Here is a 16,328-nt window from a genome sequence, read left to right as displayed (position 1 = left end):
TTGGGACTCAAACGTGGGAGGACGCCTGGGACACTGCCGCCAGAGTCTCCCTCAGCGCTTTGGCCAAAGCAATCGCGGAAGGATAGCGATCGGGCAACAGAGGAGCCGTAGCGCGGTGCAACACCTGTTTCAAGGGATCGGGAATCTCGGGGCGATCCGAAACATCAAGGCGATGAAAGCCATCACGGTGGTGATAGAAACGAATCGGACTATCCCCCAACAGCAAAAAAGCTAGGGTTGCGCCCACTGCAAATAGATCCGACTGAATGGTGGGTTGACCCATCATCTGTTCCGGAGCACTGTAGCCCTCCACGGCAATGCGGGTGCCACCGGGGGAATGCCCCAGTTCTTTGACCGCCCCAAAGTCAATCAAAACAATTTGGTTATCGCGCGATCGCACCAGTAGGTTACTGGGTTTGAGATCCCGGTGAATCACGGGTGGATCCTGATTGTGCAGATAGTCCAAGACACCGCAGGTTTGAATCATCCACTGCACCGCCTGAGGAATCGGCACCGTGCCATTGCGCAGTACCCAGCGCTCTAGGTCAATGCCATGAATGAGTTCCATCACCAAATAGCTTTTACCATCTTCCACGAAAAAGTCATAAAAGCGGGGAATCCCTGCATGGTCAAGGAGCTGTAAGATGCGAGCTTCCCGTTCAAAGAGTTCCTGTGCCTTTTCATTGTCCTTCATATCAGACCGCAGTTCCTTGAGAACCCGCACCTCCGGTACCTTGCCAGTCCATCCCCCGGAGGGTTGCGCTTCACAGGCCAAGTAGGTTGTGCCAATGCCGCCATGCCCTAAAAGGCGCAGGATGTGATAGTTGCGTACGGTGCGCTGCACATTGAGGGGTTGACCACAGTGAATGCAAAACAGATTCCCCGGCATATTACCGGCATGGGTACACTCACTGAGGGTGGGCGCACTGCGGCGAAAGGTTTGCTCATGGAATTCAAGAATTGGGCCTGTGGGGCCTAGCTGAATGAGACTGCCACTGGCAAGTTTGCTCTCATCAACAAGGCGACCATCAACAAACGTCCCGATCGCCCCCAAACTTTTGAGATACCAACGCCCGAGATTTTCTGGATCCCGATAGCAACACAGTTCAGCGTGATAGCGACTAATGAGAATATCATTGAGAATCACATCGTTATCTGCGGCACGACCAATACGAATAGTTGTTTTAATCGGGAAACGCCATGTTTTGACCGGGGTGCGTTTCCAAGGATCTAACAGGTGCAGAATAATCACGGGTGTGGAACTGCCACAGCAAACTCATCGAGATTTAGCCTATTTTCCTACACTTTGCCGATGTCTGCAGTGTTTTGCAATAAATCATAAACAGCTCAAGATGCCAAGGCTAACTGTTCTAACTGAGCATGCAGCCTTATTTTAGACTGTCTATCTGGCTTGGCAGTGCGCAATTGTTTATGAAAGAGACTATAGTCTCGGATTTCTCACTACTGCCAAAGCGTAGTACACTAGGGGTAGTGCTGGTGTAGCTCAGTTGGTAGAGCAACTGACTTGTAATCAGTAGGTCGTCGGTTCGAGTCCGACCATCAGCTTTACTCAGTGTTCGCCCAAAAAGTATTGGGTCTTTGGCTCAGCCTTGCCTGCCATGACGGCACTATGATGATCAAGGAAACGATCTTGCTACCCTTGCCATGCTTGTCTATTGCACCCGTCCCCACTGTCGTTGTCCCCAAAACGATGTTCCAGACTTAGACAACCCCAACAAACGCTACAGTCGCGTGGCGGAGAGATTTTGTACGACCTGTGGGATGCCCTTGATTCTACGAGGACGATACGTTGCAGAGCGGGTTCTGGGTCAGGGGGGGTTTGGGGCGGCCTATCTAGCACGGGATTTGGATACCCCTGGTCGGCGTGAGTGTGTGATTAAGCAATTTCGTCCCAACGTGTCCGATCCCCAGAGTCGGCAAAAAGCTCAGGAACTCTTTGAGCGAGAGGGTGAAGTTCTCGACCAACTGGGGCAGCATGCGCAGATTCCTGATTTACTAGCATTTTTTGCTGAAGAAGTCCCCAGTGTGGATGGACAAGGGGTAGAGCAGTATTTCTACTTGGTACAGGAATATATTGACGGCGAAACCCTCGAGGATGAACTGGCTCAAAAGGGATGCTTTAGTGAGGAAGAGGTGCGGCAGGTGCTGCGGGAACTCCTACCCGTGTTGCAGTACGTCCATGACCACGGCTCGATCCACCGTGATATTAAGCTCTCAAATATTATGCGCCAGCACCCCAGCAAGACAAAGTTTCCCGGCCAAGGGCGGCTCTATCTGCTGGATTTTGGTGCGGTGAAGCAGATTTCCCAAGCGGGGGGACAACAAGGACACTTTACGGGTATTTATACCCAATACTATGCGCCACCGGAACAAGCACGGGGGGAACGGGTCTATCCCAGTTCAGATCTCTATGCCTTAGCAGTGACTTGTATCATATTGCTGACCGGCAAAGATCCCAGTGAGCTATTCGACGCTTATAACAACCGCTGGCATTGGCATTCCTATGCCCAAGTCAGTCCACAACTGCAAGCCATTCTCGATCGCATGCTACAACCGGCGCCTAGCGATCGCTACCAATCAGCGGCAGAGGTCTTAGCGGACTTAAATGCTTACTCTACCCCCGCCCCACCGCCACAACCAGTAACAGTAGCACCCCCTTCCCCGCCACCCGTAGTGTCACAACCGGCACCCCCTCCTTCACCTAGACCGGTGATGCCACCGACCAGCACACCACGTCCGAAAGCAAAACCGCCCCGCCAGCCTGCGCCTCCCTTACCGGCATTGAAAATTCTCATTGGTGCTGGCTTTACGGGCTTTGAAATGACGGCCTTGGGGTTGATGATTTTTAGTTTGATGACCGCTTGGCAGTTGCCTGTTGGTGTGAGTGCGGGGTTGATTGGTGCTCTATTTGCCTTTTTGGTGTTTTTGCAGTACAAACGCTGGATTGAACACTGGGAGCAGTTGATCATTGCAGTCATTTCAGGGGCAGTTCTTTTTTTTGTCCCCCTCTTGCAAGCAGGCCTAGGGGGTGTGACAGCGCTGCTCATTTGTGGTTTAGTGGGGTTGGGTTGCATGGTTATGGGCAACATTTTTTTGCTAATTTACAATATCTTGGCGCGGTTACTGTAGGAGCGGGGCAATGCAGTTAACGTGGTTGGAGAGCAATACTTGGTTGTGGAAGTTAGGTCATACGCGGATTTTGGTTGATCCATGGTTTGTGGAGGCACTGACTTTTGGCAACACGCCTTGGCTGTTTCAGGCGGAGCGATCGCGCCCCTGTGCCATGCCAACCGATGGGGATGTCATTTTGCTCTCCCAAGGGCTACCGGATCACTGCCATGAACCTACCCTCCGCACCTGCGATCGCGCCCTACCGGTCATTGCCTCCCCCAGTGCTGCCAAAGTTGCCCAAGGCCTTGGCTTTGAAACAGTGATTGCCCTTAGCCCCCACCAAACCTACACGTACCGCGATCTCACAATCCAAGCCACCAAGGGCGCCAGTATCGGCCCTCGTCAACAGGAAAATGGTTACATTGTGCGCTGGGGCACTCAAAGTCTCTACTATGAACCCCACGGCTGTCATGATTCGTGGCTGCGCACCTACGGCAAGGTGGATGTGGTGATTACGCCGCTGTTGGATGTCTGTTTACCCATGGTGGGTGCGATTCTCAAGGGGGGCAAAACGGCATTGGAATTGGGACAATGGCTTCAGCCCAAGGTGATGATCACCACTGCTGGCAATGGTACCCTCCGTCTTCAGGGATGGCTACCGCGACTGCTCTCGGTCAAAGGCACCCTTGAGGAACTGCAAGTGGCGTTTCAGCGGCTAGGCCTCAACACTCGTTTGGTGGAACCAGTAGCCTACACTCCCCTTGTTCTTCTGGCTGAGGTCTAGGGATGCGATGCTGGCTACGGCCTTTGATTCTCTTTTGGCAAGAGGTAATTCTTCTACTTCAGGACAATCAGCGGTTTTTGCAGTTGCTCAGTCAAATTGAGGGGATGGCGACTCGGGTGCTGGCGATCGGGATGCTGCTGGTGGTCATCGTCGCCATTATTGATTTGGGGCGGATTTTGACCGTGGAGCTATTCTCACCCCCCTTGGGACAGTTTAGCCTTGAACTGGTGAAAATCTTTGGCCTCTTTCTCAATGTGCTTGTGGCTCTGGAAATTCTTGAAAATATCACCGCCTACCTGAAAACCCACGTCTCGTCGCAAATCGTTGAGCTAGTAATTGTCACGTCTCTAATTGCCATTGCCCGCAAAATTATCATTCTGGATATTGGCCAACCGGAAACGGTGGCAAAGCTCTTGGGGCTGGCGATCGCCATCTTGGCCTTGTCTGCCAGTTACTGGATTGTGCGTCGTTTAAACTACCGGCGGCGTCCCTGAGGGATAGACCTGCTCGCGGTAGGCTTGCGCCTGTTCTAGGGTGGTTTGCAGCCGCTCCCAGTCCTCCTGCTCCACTTGGCGAATCAGATCATCAAGGGTGGCACGGTAGTGGATCAGGCAGTGGCGCAACGCCGCGCGGTTATATTCCGCCATCATCCGTCCCAACTCTGGATTGCCGCCGCCAACACGGCTGGTATCGCGAAAGCCGGAGCTAGCCAACTGCTGGGCAAGCTTCCGAATCGGCTCATTGGCTTCTTGGGCATTCGCAAGAATCAGTGCTGCACTCACGAGGACGGGAAGGTGGGAAATCCAAGCAACAGCGCGATCGTGATCCGAGGGGGTGGCATAGAGTAGCTTGGCGCCGAGATCATTGACCACACCAGCCACACAGTCAATGGCCGCACTGTCAGTGTAGAGGGTTGGGGTGAGAACATAGGGGGCATTGTCAAAGAGATGGGCTTGCGCCGCTTCAATGCCGGATTCTGCGGTACCGGCCATCGGGTGCCCACCGACATAGCGAGGCCAGAGTTTTTCGAGGGCGGGGACAATTTCTCCCTTGACGGATCCCACGTCTGTCAGCACTGTTTCTGGACTGAGGTAGGGGGTAATATCCAAGGCGACACTGAGAATGCTGCCAATGGGGGGACAGAGAAACACCAGATCAAGGGCACGCAAAATTTCTGGCTCCGTACTGCCCCAGTCAATGGCACCCTTGGCGATCGCCCGCTCACAGGTTTCAGGACGCCGACTCAGCCCAACCACATAGTGCCCCTTTGCCCGCAGATCAATGCCCAGTGAACCACCAATGAGTCCCAGCCCGACGATGCCAATCCGCAGCATAGTGCCCCTAAACTTGAATACCTTTACGATTGTGACATTGATTCTTGTTCTGAGGGACATTCCCCTCCTATGCAGATTTGTGCTTTGGATTCACAGCCAGAGGGGGGGCTTCGATACAATCAGAAATGACTCTGTTGCGCTTTAGGCCACCAATGATGAAACGCCTTGCCCATTTGCTTCAGCAGACCCTCAAATGCTGCCTTGGCCTTGCCCTTGTTTGGTGCCTCAGTAGCGGTACACCGGTGTGGGCAGCAGCAGCTCACCATAGTTTTGTGGCAGCCGCAGTGGAGCGGGTTGGCGATGCGGTTGTTCGCATTGATACCGAACGCACGATTGTGCGCCCAGCGGATCCCCTCTTGAGTGATCCCTTCTTTCGCCAATTTTTCCCCGGTTTAGCCTTGCCCCCCCAAGAGGATCGGCTGCGGGGTCAGGGGTCGGGGTTCATCATTGATCCCAGTGGCATTGTCATGACCAACGCCCATGTGGTGAGTCAAGCAGATACGGTGACGGTGCGCCTAAAAGACGGCCGCGTTTTTGAGGGCGAGGTGCGCGGCGTCGATGAGGTATCTGATCTAGCGATCGTCAAACTCAAAGGGGTCACCGAACCCCTACCCACTGCGCCCCTCGGCGATTCCAGTGACGTGAAAGTGGGGGATTGGGCGATCGCCGTCGGGAATCCCCTTGGCCTTGATAACACCGTCACATTGGGCATTGTCAGTACACTCCACCGTTCCAGCGCCCAAGTGGGTATCCCCGATAAGCGCCTTGATTTTATTCAAACGGACGCGGCCATCAACCCCGGCAATTCTGGGGGGCCGTTGCTCAACGAAGAGGGAGAAGTGATTGGCATTAACACTGCCATTCGTGCCGATGCCATGGGGATTGGCTTTGCGATTCCAATTAATAAGGCCAAAGCCCTGCAAGAGCGCCTGATTCGCGGTGAAAAAATTCAACACGCCTACATTGGCATTCAAATGACCACCTTCACGCCAGCAATGGCCAAGGAAAACAATGCTAATCCCAACTCACCAGTGATTCTGCCAGAGGTCAATGGCGTTCTTGTCCTGCAAGTGTTGCCCAATACACCGGCGGCAAAAGCTGGTCTGCGCTGGGGGGATGTGATTACAGCCGTGGATGGGGAACCGATTACCAGTGCCGATCAGTTGCAGGGGATTGTTGATAGTGCCGCTGTGGGGCAAGTTCTCAACCTGACCGTTCAACGGGGCGATCGCAGCCAACGGATTGCAGTGCGGACAGCGGAGTTGCAGGGAGCGGCTTAGGATGCCCTTGGGGCTACTGCTGCTGTGGCTCTTTGCCCTTGCCACCCGCTTTTGGGGGCTGACTCGCTTTCCCACACTGGTATTTGATGAGGTCTATTTTGCCCGCTTTGGCCGCAACTATCTCGCCGGTGTTCCTTTCTTTGATGCCCATCCGCCTTTGGGAAAATACCTGATTGCCCTGAGCATTTGGCTGGGGGGCGGCTTTCACCCTTGGGGCTATCGCTGGTTGAATGCCCTGATGGGATCACTGCTTCCCATAGCGGTGGCAGTGTTGGCCTATCTCCTGACGCGGCGATCGCCCGTGGCGTTGTTGTCGGGACTCTTTGTTGCCCTCGATGGCCTCTTTTTGGTGGAGTCTCGCTATGCTCTCATCAATATCTCCCTTGTCCTTTTTGGGGTGGTGGCACAGATTCTCTGGCTATGGGGGTTGCGCTACCAAGGAAGGGCGCGATCGCTCTGGCTGATGGCCGCAGGCATTGCCTTTGGCGCCTGTGGGGCAGTGAAGTGGAGTGGCTTGGGATTCCTGTTGGGGGTAGGGCTTTTCTGGCTTCTCCAGCAGAGGTTACCGCTGCCTGCTGAATGGAAGACCACTTACCAGTGGTGGCAGATGTGCCTGCTACTCCCCGTTGTCGCCTTTGTGGTTTATACCCTGCTCTGGCTACCCCATCTCCAGTTTCATCCCCACCAGAGCCTACTTGACCTCCATCGCCAAATGTTTAACTTTCACCGCAGTGTTGCCAGTACTGCCCATCCCTACTGTTCGCCGTGGTGGTCTTGGCCGCTCCTGCTGCGCCCCATGAGCTACTTTTTTCAGCGGGTGCAAACCCTCAGTGAACCCGTGCCCGTCATTGGCCCGCCCCTACCACTGGCAGATACCCAATGGGTTTATGCCGTCTATGCCCTCTTTAATCCCCCTCTTCTGTGGCTGGGCACCTTGGCCACGTTGGCTCTTATCCCCCTTAGATTGACGACAACCGCAGGCCGTTTTGTGCTCTTAAACTATGCTGCCAATCTTTTGCCCTGGGCACTGGTGAGCCGCTGTGTCTTTATCTATCACTCCCTCCCCGCTGCCCTCTATAGCTTTATGGCCTTGGCCTTGGTCTGGGAAGCCAGCCGCGATTGGGGAGCTTGGGCACGCTGGGCAGGCATTGCCGTCCTAGGGGTCGTTGTTGGGGGCTTCCTCTACTGGCTCCCCCTGTATTTAGGACTACCCCTGACGCCCCAAGACTTTTTGAGGCGGATGTGGTTGCCGTCTTGGATTTAGGACTATCCTAGGAGTTGTTTAACAGTGGCAATGAGTTCTGCAGGATCAAAGGGTTTGGTGATGTAGGCATCCACCCCCTGCTTTTTACCCCAGTGAATATCAAACTCTTCGCTTTTGGTGGTGCACATGATCACGGGCACACTTTGGCAAGCCGCTTCACCCTTAATCCAGCGGCACAGTTCGTAACCATTCATGCGCGGCATCACCACATCCAGAATCACCAAATCAGGACATTGAGCCTTGATCTTTTCTTGGGCCTCGATACCATCCTCAGCCTCAACAACGTCGTAGTTCTGCTCTTTCATCAGCTGAACAATCATTGCCCGCAGGGTGGGGCTGTCATCAACAACCATAATTGTGGCCATAAAGGTTCTGCCTGATGCCGCAAATAATACGCTGGTAATTAGTGAACAGTTGGATATTCTACCCATCGCCTAGCTTATCATTTTCACCGGAGTCCTGAACATCGGCACCTTGGTCTTTAGGGGCGATCGCTCCTTTGGAATTCCTGAAAGAGAGCAGCCAATTCTTGACTCAAGGCTAAGGGGGTGCGGGGCAAGGGTCGCTGGCGACGCCAAAAGGGCGGAAATTGTTGCCACAGGTGCAGTAGGGTAGGCGTTCCCAATTCAGGGGCAAGGGTCGGCCACTGCCCAAAGACATGGGAAGCGCGATCGCTCACGGTGACCTGACCATTGACCAGCACCATGATCCAGTCGGCCCAGCCATAGGCAAAATCAAGATCATGGGTGGCAATCATAATCGTGGTTCCCTGCTGGTGAATGTTCTCTAGGGCCTGCTCCAGTTGCTGCCGCTGCTGATAGTCGAGATAGGTGGTGGGTTCATCGAGCAGTAATAGCGTCGGTGCTAAGGCCATTACTCCAGCCAGTGCCACCCGCCGTTTTTGCCCCAAACTCAAATGATGCAGGGGGCGATCGGCAAGCTCCACTAAATCAAAGTCCTCTAGGGTTTGGTACAAACGCGCTTCGATTTCGGCGCTGGGTAGGTCTAAGTTGTACAGCCCATAGGAGATATCCTCCGCCACGGTGGCTGCCACCAGTTGCTGTTCGGGGTCTTGAAAGGCCAAGCCAATGCGTTGACGCCACTGCCGCAGTCGCTCTGGTTGATGGACGAGCCGTTGCCCTTGCCAGTAAATTTCACCGCGATCGCGCCGATAGAGGGCCGCTGTCAGATAAAAGAGCGTTGATTTGCCTGAGCCATTCAGCCCCAAAAGGGCAACTTTCTGTCCCGCCTCTAGGGTAAAGGAGCAGTTTTGCAGCACGGGGGTAGTGGTATTGGGATAGCGAAAGCCAACCTGATGAAATTCCAGTAGCGGCACAGACATCTCAGGTGATTGCATTCAGCAGAATGAGGGCACCGCCACCAATGACGATTTCAAGGCCATACCGTTGCGAATAGGCATAGGACTGGGGACGCAATACCCGAAACTGCCCCTGAAAGCCACGACTGAGCAGGGCAAGGTTCACCTGTTCATAGCGGTACAGAGACTGCTGCAGGAGTTGAGCCGCCAACAGGCTCACACTAACGAGCCAGCGCGATCGCCGTTGATAGCCGCCCCGTGCCCGCTGCGCCAATTGCAGCGTGAAAGCGGTTTCTAAGAGGGTGAAGATATAGCGGTACATCAACATCAGAATATCGAGGATGAAATGGGGAACCCGCCAGCGCTCGGCCACACTCAACAGGGCTGGAAAGGGGGTCGTCAATAAAATCAATAGTAAACAGGTGCTGGCAACCATTGTCCGCAGTCCTAGGGTTAAGCCTTGGTGCAATTTCTCGGCACTGATAAAGAACGACCAGCCCATTAGGGAGATGTCACTGAGAACCACTTGCCCCGAAGCCCGTAAAGTCTCCGTCGGGATGATTTGCACCACTAACCCTGGCAAACTCACCAGCCAAAACGCAGCAACTGTGGCTAAGAGGGTGAAATAAACCCGCCACGGAATGCGGGCATAGCCGAGAATCCAAAGGCTCAGCCACAGCCAAAGCAAACTCTGGACAAGGGGGCGAGCAAAAAACGTCAATAACAGGCTGGCGATCGCAAAAATCAACTTTTGTTCAGGGTGCAAATGCCGCAGACCATTGGTATAGGCATAGGTATCGAGGTGATGGTGCATTGACTGCTCAGGACTGTTGCGATTTTGAGGCAGCGGTTGCCCTTTGGCGATGGCGTTCGCGGTACTGACCCAAGATAAACCCCATGACCCCCGCCCCCAGAGCTGCTTGCACAGCAAACAGCAGGGATTCAATCTCACCACTGGGCGGTTCAAACAATGGCTCTGCCCAAGGTTCAAAGTCTGGTGCCACCTCGCTGATTAACGCTTCGGCTTGGGCATCGGCACCTTCAAAGTCACCCTTAACCAGCAGTAGGGGAAGTGTACTTAGGAGAATTGCGCCGCCCAATAGGAACGCCACTGTTTTTTTATTCATTGGATTCCCCTCCAGGCAAGAGTTTTAAGGTTTGCAATTCTGCTGTGCAGTACGTGGTCAACCAGTTCCACACCAACACCGTGAGTAACCCTTCACTGATCGCTAGGGGAATCTGCGTCACAGCAAAGAGCGCCGCAAACTTGGCAAAAGCCGTCGCCACCCCACCCATACTATCGGGAAAGGCCAATGCCAATTGTAAAGAAGTCACCGAGTAGGTGGCCAAGTTACTGATCAGAGCAGCACCAAAAATCGCGATCGCTGGCTTAGCCGTGGCACGGGACATCCCCCAATAGGTCAACCCAGCCAACCAAGGTCCCACCACCGCCATCGAAAAGCCATTAGCGCCTAGGGTGGTCAGGCCGCCATGGGCAAGGAGCAGGGCTTGAAAGAGCAGCACCAATGTCCCCAGCACGGCCATCAGCGGTGGCCGAAAGAGAACGGCTCCCAAGGCAATCCCCATCGGATGGGAAGAGCTACCCGTAACGGAAGGAATCTTCAACGAGGAGAGGACAAAGGCATAGGCACCGGCTAAGGCAATCAGCAGGGTTGACTCTGGTTGCTGTTGAATCTGTTGTCGCAGTGCCCATAGTCCCCATGCCAAAAAGGGTAAAAAAACCAGCCACCAGCCCACTGCCCAGCCAAGGGGCAAAAACCCCTCGCTAATGTGCATCGCCAAGGCGGGGTGAGGACTCGCGACCACGAGATACGCGCTCAGAAGGGCGATCGCCCCAAGGGAGCCATATCGCTTCGCTTGGCTACTTTTGATCATTGAGACATTCCTAAACCTAAGTGCGCCTATTCTAGTGCGCAACCAGTAACTTGCCTATGCCCAGTGGGGGCTGCAACCGATATTAGAAAGAGCTATGCCTGCTCAAAAATTCACGCAGTGCCAAGACTGTAAGGCTGGAATTTGCATAAATTTTGATGTAGTCGGTATAACAGGATGAAGTCTAATGTCATTATTGAATCGTAGGTACTGTTGCTATGTTCCCAGGGGGGAGTTGTCATGAGTGAACTGACTGCCTTTGGTCATTCCTTGAGTAGTGGCTATGAAGTAGTGGTGATCAAGCCGCAGTCCCTCAGTGATACGACCCTGATCGTTCAAGCGCTGCGGGCTGACAAGGCAGTGATTCTCAACCTAGAGCACCTCGATGTCACCGAGGCACAGCGCATTTCTGATTTTGCCGCTGGTAGTACCTATGCCATCAATGGCCATCAATCGCGCCTTGGGGATGGTGTCTTTCTCTTTACGCCCAACGTGATTAATATCCAAGAATCCACAGCAGCACCGACACCCGCTGGACTGGCCTAAGCCGTTCATGAATCCTGCAGATCTGCTCACCGTCAGTGAGTGTCAAGAGATTGATCAACTGCTCTTACCGGCCGCAGATCGCTTTGCCATTCGAGTGGCGGTGTATGCCCAGCGCTATTTGCGAGCTAAGACTGAGGGAAACCCCCTCGAAGACCTGACGGAAGCCCAAGTCTATGAACTTGTTGCTGCCGATCCCCAGTTGCAAGCGGAGGAGCAGCGCCAAGGGGGGTTTATGACATGGTATGGCCAAATTTTAATCAGTGCCCTCAAGCAACTGCGGCAAATTGCTGCAAGGGAGGGGGTGCCCATTGCTGAGCTAACCGTTTCCCAGATTAGTCACTGGTTTCAGCAGCAGTGTCAGGCACGCTTGCGATCGTCCCCGCCGTCACCTTAAGAATTTGTGCTTGTTGCCGCCAAGGGGTGGCAAAGGGGGCAAGGTGGGTGGTGGTAATCAGCGTTTGGTAGCGATCGCCCATCACCTCTAATAAAATTCCCTGCCGCTGCAAATCCAATTCGGCGAGGACATCATCCAACAACAAAAGGGGAGTGTCGCCCACCACACTTTCCACAAGAGCCAGTTCCGCCAGTTTCAGCGCCAATACCAGCGTGCGCTGCTGCCCTTGGGAAGCAAATTGACGGGCACTTTGCTCATTGAGGCACAAGCCCACATCATCACGGTGCGGTCCCACCAGACTGGTTTTTTGCAGCAGTTCAATAGTGCGGCGAGCGGCCAAGGCCTCATTAAAGGCAGCCACAATCACTTCAGAAGTGCCATCCCCAAGGGGCACATGGCTCTCATAAGTCAAGGTGAGTGTCTCGCGATCGCCACTCAACACGCGATGCCAATCCTGTGCCAAGGGAGCCAAGCGTTCAATGAGGCGCTGTCGGCGGCGGATAATGCGGGTGCCATTGATCACCAATTGCTGATTCCATGCCTGCCAGAGGGCTTCATCCCATCCTTGGCTGCCTGCCTGCTTGAGGAGAGCATTCCGTTGGCGCAGGGCTTTTTGGTAGGTTTGCAGCAGTTGGCTATAGAGGGGTTCCAATTGCACCAAAATCCGATCCAACCAGTTGCGGCGAATGGCCGGTGTGCCCCGCACCAGTTCCAAATCCAAGCAGGAAAATTCCACCGCATTGAGTTGCCCCAGAAATTCCGCCGTGCGCTTAACGGTACAGCCATTCACCCGTAGGACACGGCCTGCGAGGGGGCGCAAACTCACCGCCAGATCAAGGGGGACGCCTTGGCGCTCTAGGGTGGCTTCAATTTGGGCACTCTCTTGTCCCTGCTGAATAAGGTCGCGATCGCGATGGGTGCGATGGGATTGCAGTGTGGCCAGCCACTCCACAGCCTCTAGCAAATTGGACTTGCCTTGGGCATTGTCCCCAACAACGATGGTTTTTGGCGCAGCAAACGTCACCGATTGCTCGCTGTAGTTGCGAAAGTGGCGCAGATGGAGTGATTTGAGAAACACTTAGCAGCCCTTACCAGCCCCAAGTCCCCGGTGCCCCCTTAAACGGGCCGACAATGTCCGGAGTAATCCAGCCGCCATAGAAGCCCCCCGGTTGCGGAATCACCACCACACCATCCACGGTGCATTCATCCATCAAAGCAGCATAGAAGGCAATGTAGTTGCAGATTGGTGCAAAGGCAGGGGTAGGTTTGGGATAGTACCACGCTGCATTATCCGCTTGGCGATCGCCCACCTTGACGTGGTAGTAGGCGCCCTGTCCTTTCCACTCGCAAAAGGTTTGCCGTGCTGAGGGCAGCAGATACTGCACCTGTACATCCTCTGGCGGAAAGTAATACACTGGGGGATGACTGGTTTCTAGTACCCGCTGTCCCCGCTGGGTGTCGGCAATCACCACACCATTAAAGACCACCCGCAGGTGTTTTGAGGTGGGTTCAACACGGGGCGGACGGGGATAGTCCCAAACCGATTCTTGGCCGGGGGCAGGGGGAATCCGTTGCATCGCGTTTCAGATCCTCAACACTCTTCCTTGACCCTAACAGCTATGGCTCAAGCTTGGGAACTGGCTTGTCGCTCCACTAAGCCCTGTTCAATGGCCAGTCGCACCAGCTCAGCTCGATTGTGAACCGCTGTTTTTTGAAAAAGGCTACTGACGTGCTTTTCAATCGTTCGGGCGCTCAAGTGCAGGCGATCGCCAATCTGGGCATTGGAGAGTCCAGCCACGAGTAACCCTAGCACTTCCTTTTCCCGTTGGGTGAGATCAACGCTGAGGGTTCGTGTTTTCGGCGCCGCAAAGGGTTGCTGTCGTTGCTGCCATTCGATTTGTACCAGTTGCGCCCGATCCAACAGGTTACGCACCACCGCTGCCAACTCATTGAGGTCAAAGGGCTTGGAAAGATAGACATCGCCCCCGGTGCGATAGGCGCGAATCCGCTCCTCTAGCTCTGTGCGTGCGGTGAGGTAAATTACCGGTAGTAAGCGCAATGAAGGATGCTGGCGCACCTGCCGCACCAACTCATAGCCATTCATGTTGGGCATGGCAATGTCCGTAATCAGCAGATGGGGCTGATAGCGGTGGATCATTTCGAGAGCCTGGGCACCATCTCCTGCTGTGAGGCAGCAATACCCTTCAGACTCTAAAAAACGGCTTACTGACAGGCGGATGCCCGGATCATCATCGGCAATAAGCACTGTGAGGGACATAGGAAATTTAGGTCTCCACTAGACCACAATACTTCTCCACACAGCGGATAAACAGCTCAACCCCAATACTTAAAACAGTTTCATCAAAATCAAAGCGGGGATGGTGGTGGGGAAAATCTAACCCCAGTGTGCCATTGGCTGACCCCAAAAAGAAGTAGCAACCCGGAACCGCTTGCAGGAAAAACGACATATCCTCAGCCGCCATGGTTTGGCAGTGGGAGGTGATTCCCGCAGGCACCTCGATAACCGATTCAGCCACAGAGCGCACCAATTTTGCCATTTTGGGATCGTTCACCGTGGGGGGATACATCCGCTCATAGCGAAAGTCATAGGTGGCGCCATGACTCTGACAGATACCCGCAATCACCTGTTCAATGCGCTGGGGTAGCCAGTCCCCCAACTCTGGCTTAAAGTATCGCGCTGTTCCCCGAAAGGTCGCGGTATCGGCAATCACGTTCTTGGCGGTGCCCGCATGTACTGCCCCCACAGAGATCACGGCCGTCTCTAGGGGATCCACATTGCGCGAAACGATAGTGTGCAAGGCCGTAATGATCTGGGCAACAACGAGAACCGTATCCACCGTAAATTGGGGTAAAGCGGCGTGTCCCCCCTTGCCGTGTACTTCACACTCAAAGAATTCCGCTGCCGCCATCAACGGCCCACTACGCACCCCCACCGTGCCAACGGGCAGAAAGTTCCAGAGGTGCAGGCCAATAATGCCATCCACTTTCGGGGCATCGAGAACTCCCGCTTCAATCATGGGTTTAGCCCCACCGGGGCCTTCTTCCGCTGGTTGAAAGATGATTTTGACCGTACCAGCAAAATCGCGGTGCTCAGCAAGGTATTTCGCAGTCCCAAGGGCGATCGCTGTGTGACCATCGTGCCCGCAGGCGTGCATTTTCCCCTCATGGAGAGAGCGGTAGGGCTTATCGTTTTCCTCCTGCACTGGCAGCGCATCCATATCGGCGCGAATCGCCAGCACTGGCCCCGGTCGCGCTCCCGGAATCACGGCCACAATTCCCGTTTCCGCAATACCTGTGCGATGCTGAATGCCCCATTGCCGTAGTTTCTCACTGACAAAGGCCGCCGTCAGGTGTTCTTGAAAGCCCAATTCTGGTCGTTGGTGCAAATAGCGTCGCCACTGCACAAGTTCGGTTTGGAGGGCAGCCACCTCTGGACGCAGTTGGCAGCTCAATTGGGGAAGATGGAAAGCCATGGGGCAGTCTTTAGATTTTGTTTAGCATTGCCTTTCTCTAGGATAAACGATGCTCTGGGGCAGTGACAGTCAATGTAACCTCAAGAACAGGTGACGCGCCACTCGCTTCCACCAGTAGTAGGATTTTTTGATCAGAACCCCCTGACTTAGGAAACATTTGTTATTATGACAGGTAGCTCCCTAGGGCAAAAGTTAAAATAGTTCAGTATTGGATATTACACTTTGCCAATTCTGAATCCTAGGGTCTCTTCAGCCAAACGAGGATGTTATGGTTCAATCCCTTCAATACTCCATCGAACTCGTCAAAGATGAAGCACGACGACTGGTGGCCAAAGGTGTGGTGAGTCGGCAGCAGCCCATTTACACCCTCTGCCAGTTTGTGCCCGTTCGGGAGTGGCCCCTCATTGAGGCAGAGCTAGAGCGCTGTGATTTTATGCTGCGCGATCGCATTGGCGACCTCATTGGTCGTGAGTGCTGGGACAACGACTAAAGAGCAATCATTAAGGGCACCGACTTCCCAATAATGCGCAAATCCTAGGACGTGGGTGCCTGAGAATCCTGCTGTAGGTCTTGGCGAATGGCGCGCAGCGTTTCGAGAAGCGTTTGAATATCTGCGGCTAAGTCAGCACTCTCGCGAGGAGCAGGCTCGGGGGTCGAAGAGGGTTGCTGCTGTTGGGCAATGAAGGTTTGAATCAGTTCCCGTGCTTGCGCTTCGGTGAGGCGGCCTTTCTCAGCACAGACGGTGGCCAATTGGCGGGCATCCACCCGCAGTTGCGTCAGGTATTCTTGGCGCTTGGCCTCATCCTGTAGGGATTCAATGGCAGCAGCAGCCGCTCCAATACCGGTGTAGTAGAGTTGTTGTACAAGATCGAGGGGATTGCGATCCATA

Annotated in this window: 20 protein-coding genes and 1 tRNA gene; 9 read left to right on the top strand and 12 right to left on the bottom strand. The window is 54.3% G+C overall.

The window, feature by feature from the left end; translation table 11 throughout:
• Positions 1-7: 7 nt before the first annotated feature.
• Positions 8-1,252 carry a protein kinase domain-containing protein gene (locus RHJ80_RS12590; RefSeq protein ID WP_310801138.1) on the bottom strand — a complete coding sequence of 415 codons (1,245 nt, stop codon included), beginning with the start codon at positions 1,250-1,252 and terminating at the stop codon, positions 8-10.
• A gap of 241 nt (positions 1,253-1,493) precedes the next feature.
• Between RHJ80_RS12590 and RHJ80_RS12585 the strand changes: the two genes are divergently transcribed.
• The 4 genes from RHJ80_RS12585 to RHJ80_RS12570 all read left to right on the top strand — a co-directional run bounded on the left by RHJ80_RS12585 (position 1,494) and on the right by RHJ80_RS12570 (position 4,410).
• Positions 1,494-1,566: transfer RNA gene (locus RHJ80_RS12585), tRNA-Thr, on the top strand.
• 99 nt (positions 1,567-1,665) lie between these two features.
• Positions 1,666-3,150: a serine/threonine-protein kinase gene (locus RHJ80_RS12580; protein WP_310801137.1), complete on the top strand. Its 1,485-nt coding sequence runs from the start codon at positions 1,666-1,668 to the stop codon at positions 3,148-3,150.
• A gap of 10 nt (positions 3,151-3,160) precedes the next feature.
• On the top strand, positions 3,161-3,916 hold the full coding sequence (locus tag RHJ80_RS12575; RefSeq protein ID WP_310801136.1) for an MBL fold metallo-hydrolase: 756 nt from the start codon (positions 3,161-3,163) through the stop codon (positions 3,914-3,916).
• Between the two features lie 2 nt (positions 3,917-3,918).
• Entirely contained in the window at positions 3,919-4,410 is a 492-nt protein-coding gene (locus RHJ80_RS12570) for a phosphate-starvation-inducible PsiE family protein (protein ID WP_310801135.1), read from the top strand.
• On the opposite strand, the gene RHJ80_RS12565 is transcribed toward RHJ80_RS12570, so the two are convergent.
• A complete protein-coding gene (locus RHJ80_RS12565) occupies positions 4,387-5,247 on the bottom strand; it encodes a prephenate/arogenate dehydrogenase (RefSeq protein WP_225901722.1) in 861 nt (286 codons plus the stop codon). The genes RHJ80_RS12570 and RHJ80_RS12565 overlap by 24 nt on opposite strands.
• 128 nt (positions 5,248-5,375) lie before the next feature.
• On the opposite strand from RHJ80_RS12565, the gene RHJ80_RS12560 reads away from it, so the two are divergent.
• Positions 5,376-6,530 (top strand): HhoA/HhoB/HtrA family serine endopeptidase, encoded by a 1,155-nt coding sequence (locus RHJ80_RS12560; RefSeq protein WP_310445732.1) that lies wholly within the window; start codon positions 5,376-5,378, stop codon positions 6,528-6,530.
• A gap of 1 nt (position 6,531) precedes the next feature.
• Entirely contained in the window at positions 6,532-7,794 is a 1,263-nt protein-coding gene (locus RHJ80_RS12555; protein ID WP_310801134.1) for a phospholipid carrier-dependent glycosyltransferase, read from the top strand.
• Between the two features lie 2 nt (positions 7,795-7,796).
• On the opposite strand, the gene RHJ80_RS12550 is transcribed toward RHJ80_RS12555, so the two are convergent.
• The 5 genes from RHJ80_RS12550 to RHJ80_RS12530 all read right to left on the bottom strand — a co-directional run bounded on the left by RHJ80_RS12550 (position 7,797) and on the right by RHJ80_RS12530 (position 11,008).
• Entirely contained in the window at positions 7,797-8,159 is a 363-nt protein-coding gene (locus tag RHJ80_RS12550; RefSeq protein WP_206200447.1) for a response regulator transcription factor, read from the bottom strand.
• A gap of 116 nt (positions 8,160-8,275) precedes the next feature.
• Positions 8,276-9,136 (bottom strand): ABC transporter ATP-binding protein, encoded by an 861-nt coding sequence (locus RHJ80_RS12545; protein ID WP_310743128.1) that lies wholly within the window; start codon positions 9,134-9,136, stop codon positions 8,276-8,278.
• A 1-nt stretch (position 9,137) separates the two neighbouring features.
• Positions 9,138-9,926 carry a cobalt ECF transporter T component CbiQ gene (gene cbiQ, locus RHJ80_RS12540; RefSeq protein WP_310801133.1) on the bottom strand — a complete coding sequence of 263 codons (789 nt, stop codon included), beginning with the start codon at positions 9,924-9,926 and terminating at the stop codon, positions 9,138-9,140.
• 7 nt (positions 9,927-9,933) lie between these two features.
• Positions 9,934-10,239, bottom strand: coding sequence for an energy-coupling factor ABC transporter substrate-binding protein (locus RHJ80_RS12535; RefSeq protein WP_206200444.1), 306 nt, complete (start codon positions 10,237-10,239; stop codon positions 9,934-9,936).
• The gene (locus RHJ80_RS12530) at positions 10,232-11,008 is read right to left on the bottom strand and encodes an energy-coupling factor ABC transporter permease (protein WP_310801132.1); all 777 of its coding nucleotides are present in this window, start codon (positions 11,006-11,008) and stop codon (positions 10,232-10,234) included. The genes RHJ80_RS12535 and RHJ80_RS12530 overlap by 8 nt, the downstream gene beginning before the upstream one ends.
• Before the next feature lie 237 nt (positions 11,009-11,245).
• On the opposite strand from RHJ80_RS12530, the gene RHJ80_RS12525 reads away from it, so the two are divergent.
• Together RHJ80_RS12525 and RHJ80_RS12520 are read left to right on the top strand one after the other, a co-directional pair.
• Positions 11,246-11,551 (top strand): cell division protein SepF, encoded by a 306-nt coding sequence (locus RHJ80_RS12525; protein WP_149821405.1) that lies wholly within the window; start codon positions 11,246-11,248, stop codon positions 11,549-11,551.
• Positions 11,552-11,558: 7 nt separating this feature from the next.
• Positions 11,559-11,945 carry a hypothetical protein gene (locus RHJ80_RS12520; protein WP_206200443.1) on the top strand — a complete coding sequence of 129 codons (387 nt, stop codon included), beginning with the start codon at positions 11,559-11,561 and terminating at the stop codon, positions 11,943-11,945.
• Here the strand turns inward: RHJ80_RS12520 and recF are convergent.
• The 4 genes from recF to RHJ80_RS12500 are packed head-to-tail and all read right to left on the bottom strand — an operon-like array spanning position 11,884 to position 15,439.
• Entirely contained in the window at positions 11,884-13,023 is a 1,140-nt protein-coding gene (gene recF, locus RHJ80_RS12515; protein ID WP_206200442.1) for a DNA replication/repair protein RecF, read from the bottom strand. The genes RHJ80_RS12520 and recF overlap by 62 nt on opposite strands.
• 10 nt (positions 13,024-13,033) lie before the next feature.
• On the bottom strand, positions 13,034-13,522 hold the full coding sequence (locus tag RHJ80_RS12510) for a DUF427 domain-containing protein (RefSeq protein WP_310801131.1): 489 nt from the start codon (positions 13,520-13,522) through the stop codon (positions 13,034-13,036).
• A 47-nt stretch (positions 13,523-13,569) separates the two neighbouring features.
• Positions 13,570-14,223: a response regulator transcription factor gene (locus RHJ80_RS12505; protein ID WP_310801130.1), complete on the bottom strand. Its 654-nt coding sequence runs from the start codon at positions 14,221-14,223 to the stop codon at positions 13,570-13,572.
• Positions 14,224-14,230: 7 nt separating this feature from the next.
• Positions 14,231-15,439, bottom strand: a complete 1,209-nt coding sequence (locus tag RHJ80_RS12500) for an amidohydrolase (RefSeq protein WP_310438630.1) — start codon at positions 15,437-15,439, stop codon at positions 14,231-14,233.
• 268 nt (positions 15,440-15,707) lie between these two features.
• Here RHJ80_RS12500 and RHJ80_RS12495 point away from each other — a divergent pair, with 268 nt between their 5' ends.
• Positions 15,708-15,929 carry a DUF4327 family protein gene (locus tag RHJ80_RS12495; RefSeq protein WP_024123956.1) on the top strand — a complete coding sequence of 74 codons (222 nt, stop codon included), beginning with the start codon at positions 15,708-15,710 and terminating at the stop codon, positions 15,927-15,929.
• A gap of 44 nt (positions 15,930-15,973) precedes the next feature.
• Here the strand turns inward: RHJ80_RS12495 and RHJ80_RS12490 are convergent, their stop codons facing one another.
• On the bottom strand, positions 15,974-16,327 hold the full coding sequence (locus RHJ80_RS12490) for a hypothetical protein (protein WP_310801129.1): 354 nt from the start codon (positions 16,325-16,327) through the stop codon (positions 15,974-15,976).
• Position 16,328: the final 1 nt, after the last annotated feature.

Origin of the sequence: Thermosynechococcus sp. QS41 (genome assembly GCF_031583515.1) — a bacterium.
GTDB lineage: Bacteria > Cyanobacteriota > Cyanobacteriia > Thermosynechococcales > Thermosynechococcaceae > Thermosynechococcus.
Note: the sequence above shows the minus strand (reverse complement) of the source record. Positions and strands in the feature narration are given on the sequence as shown.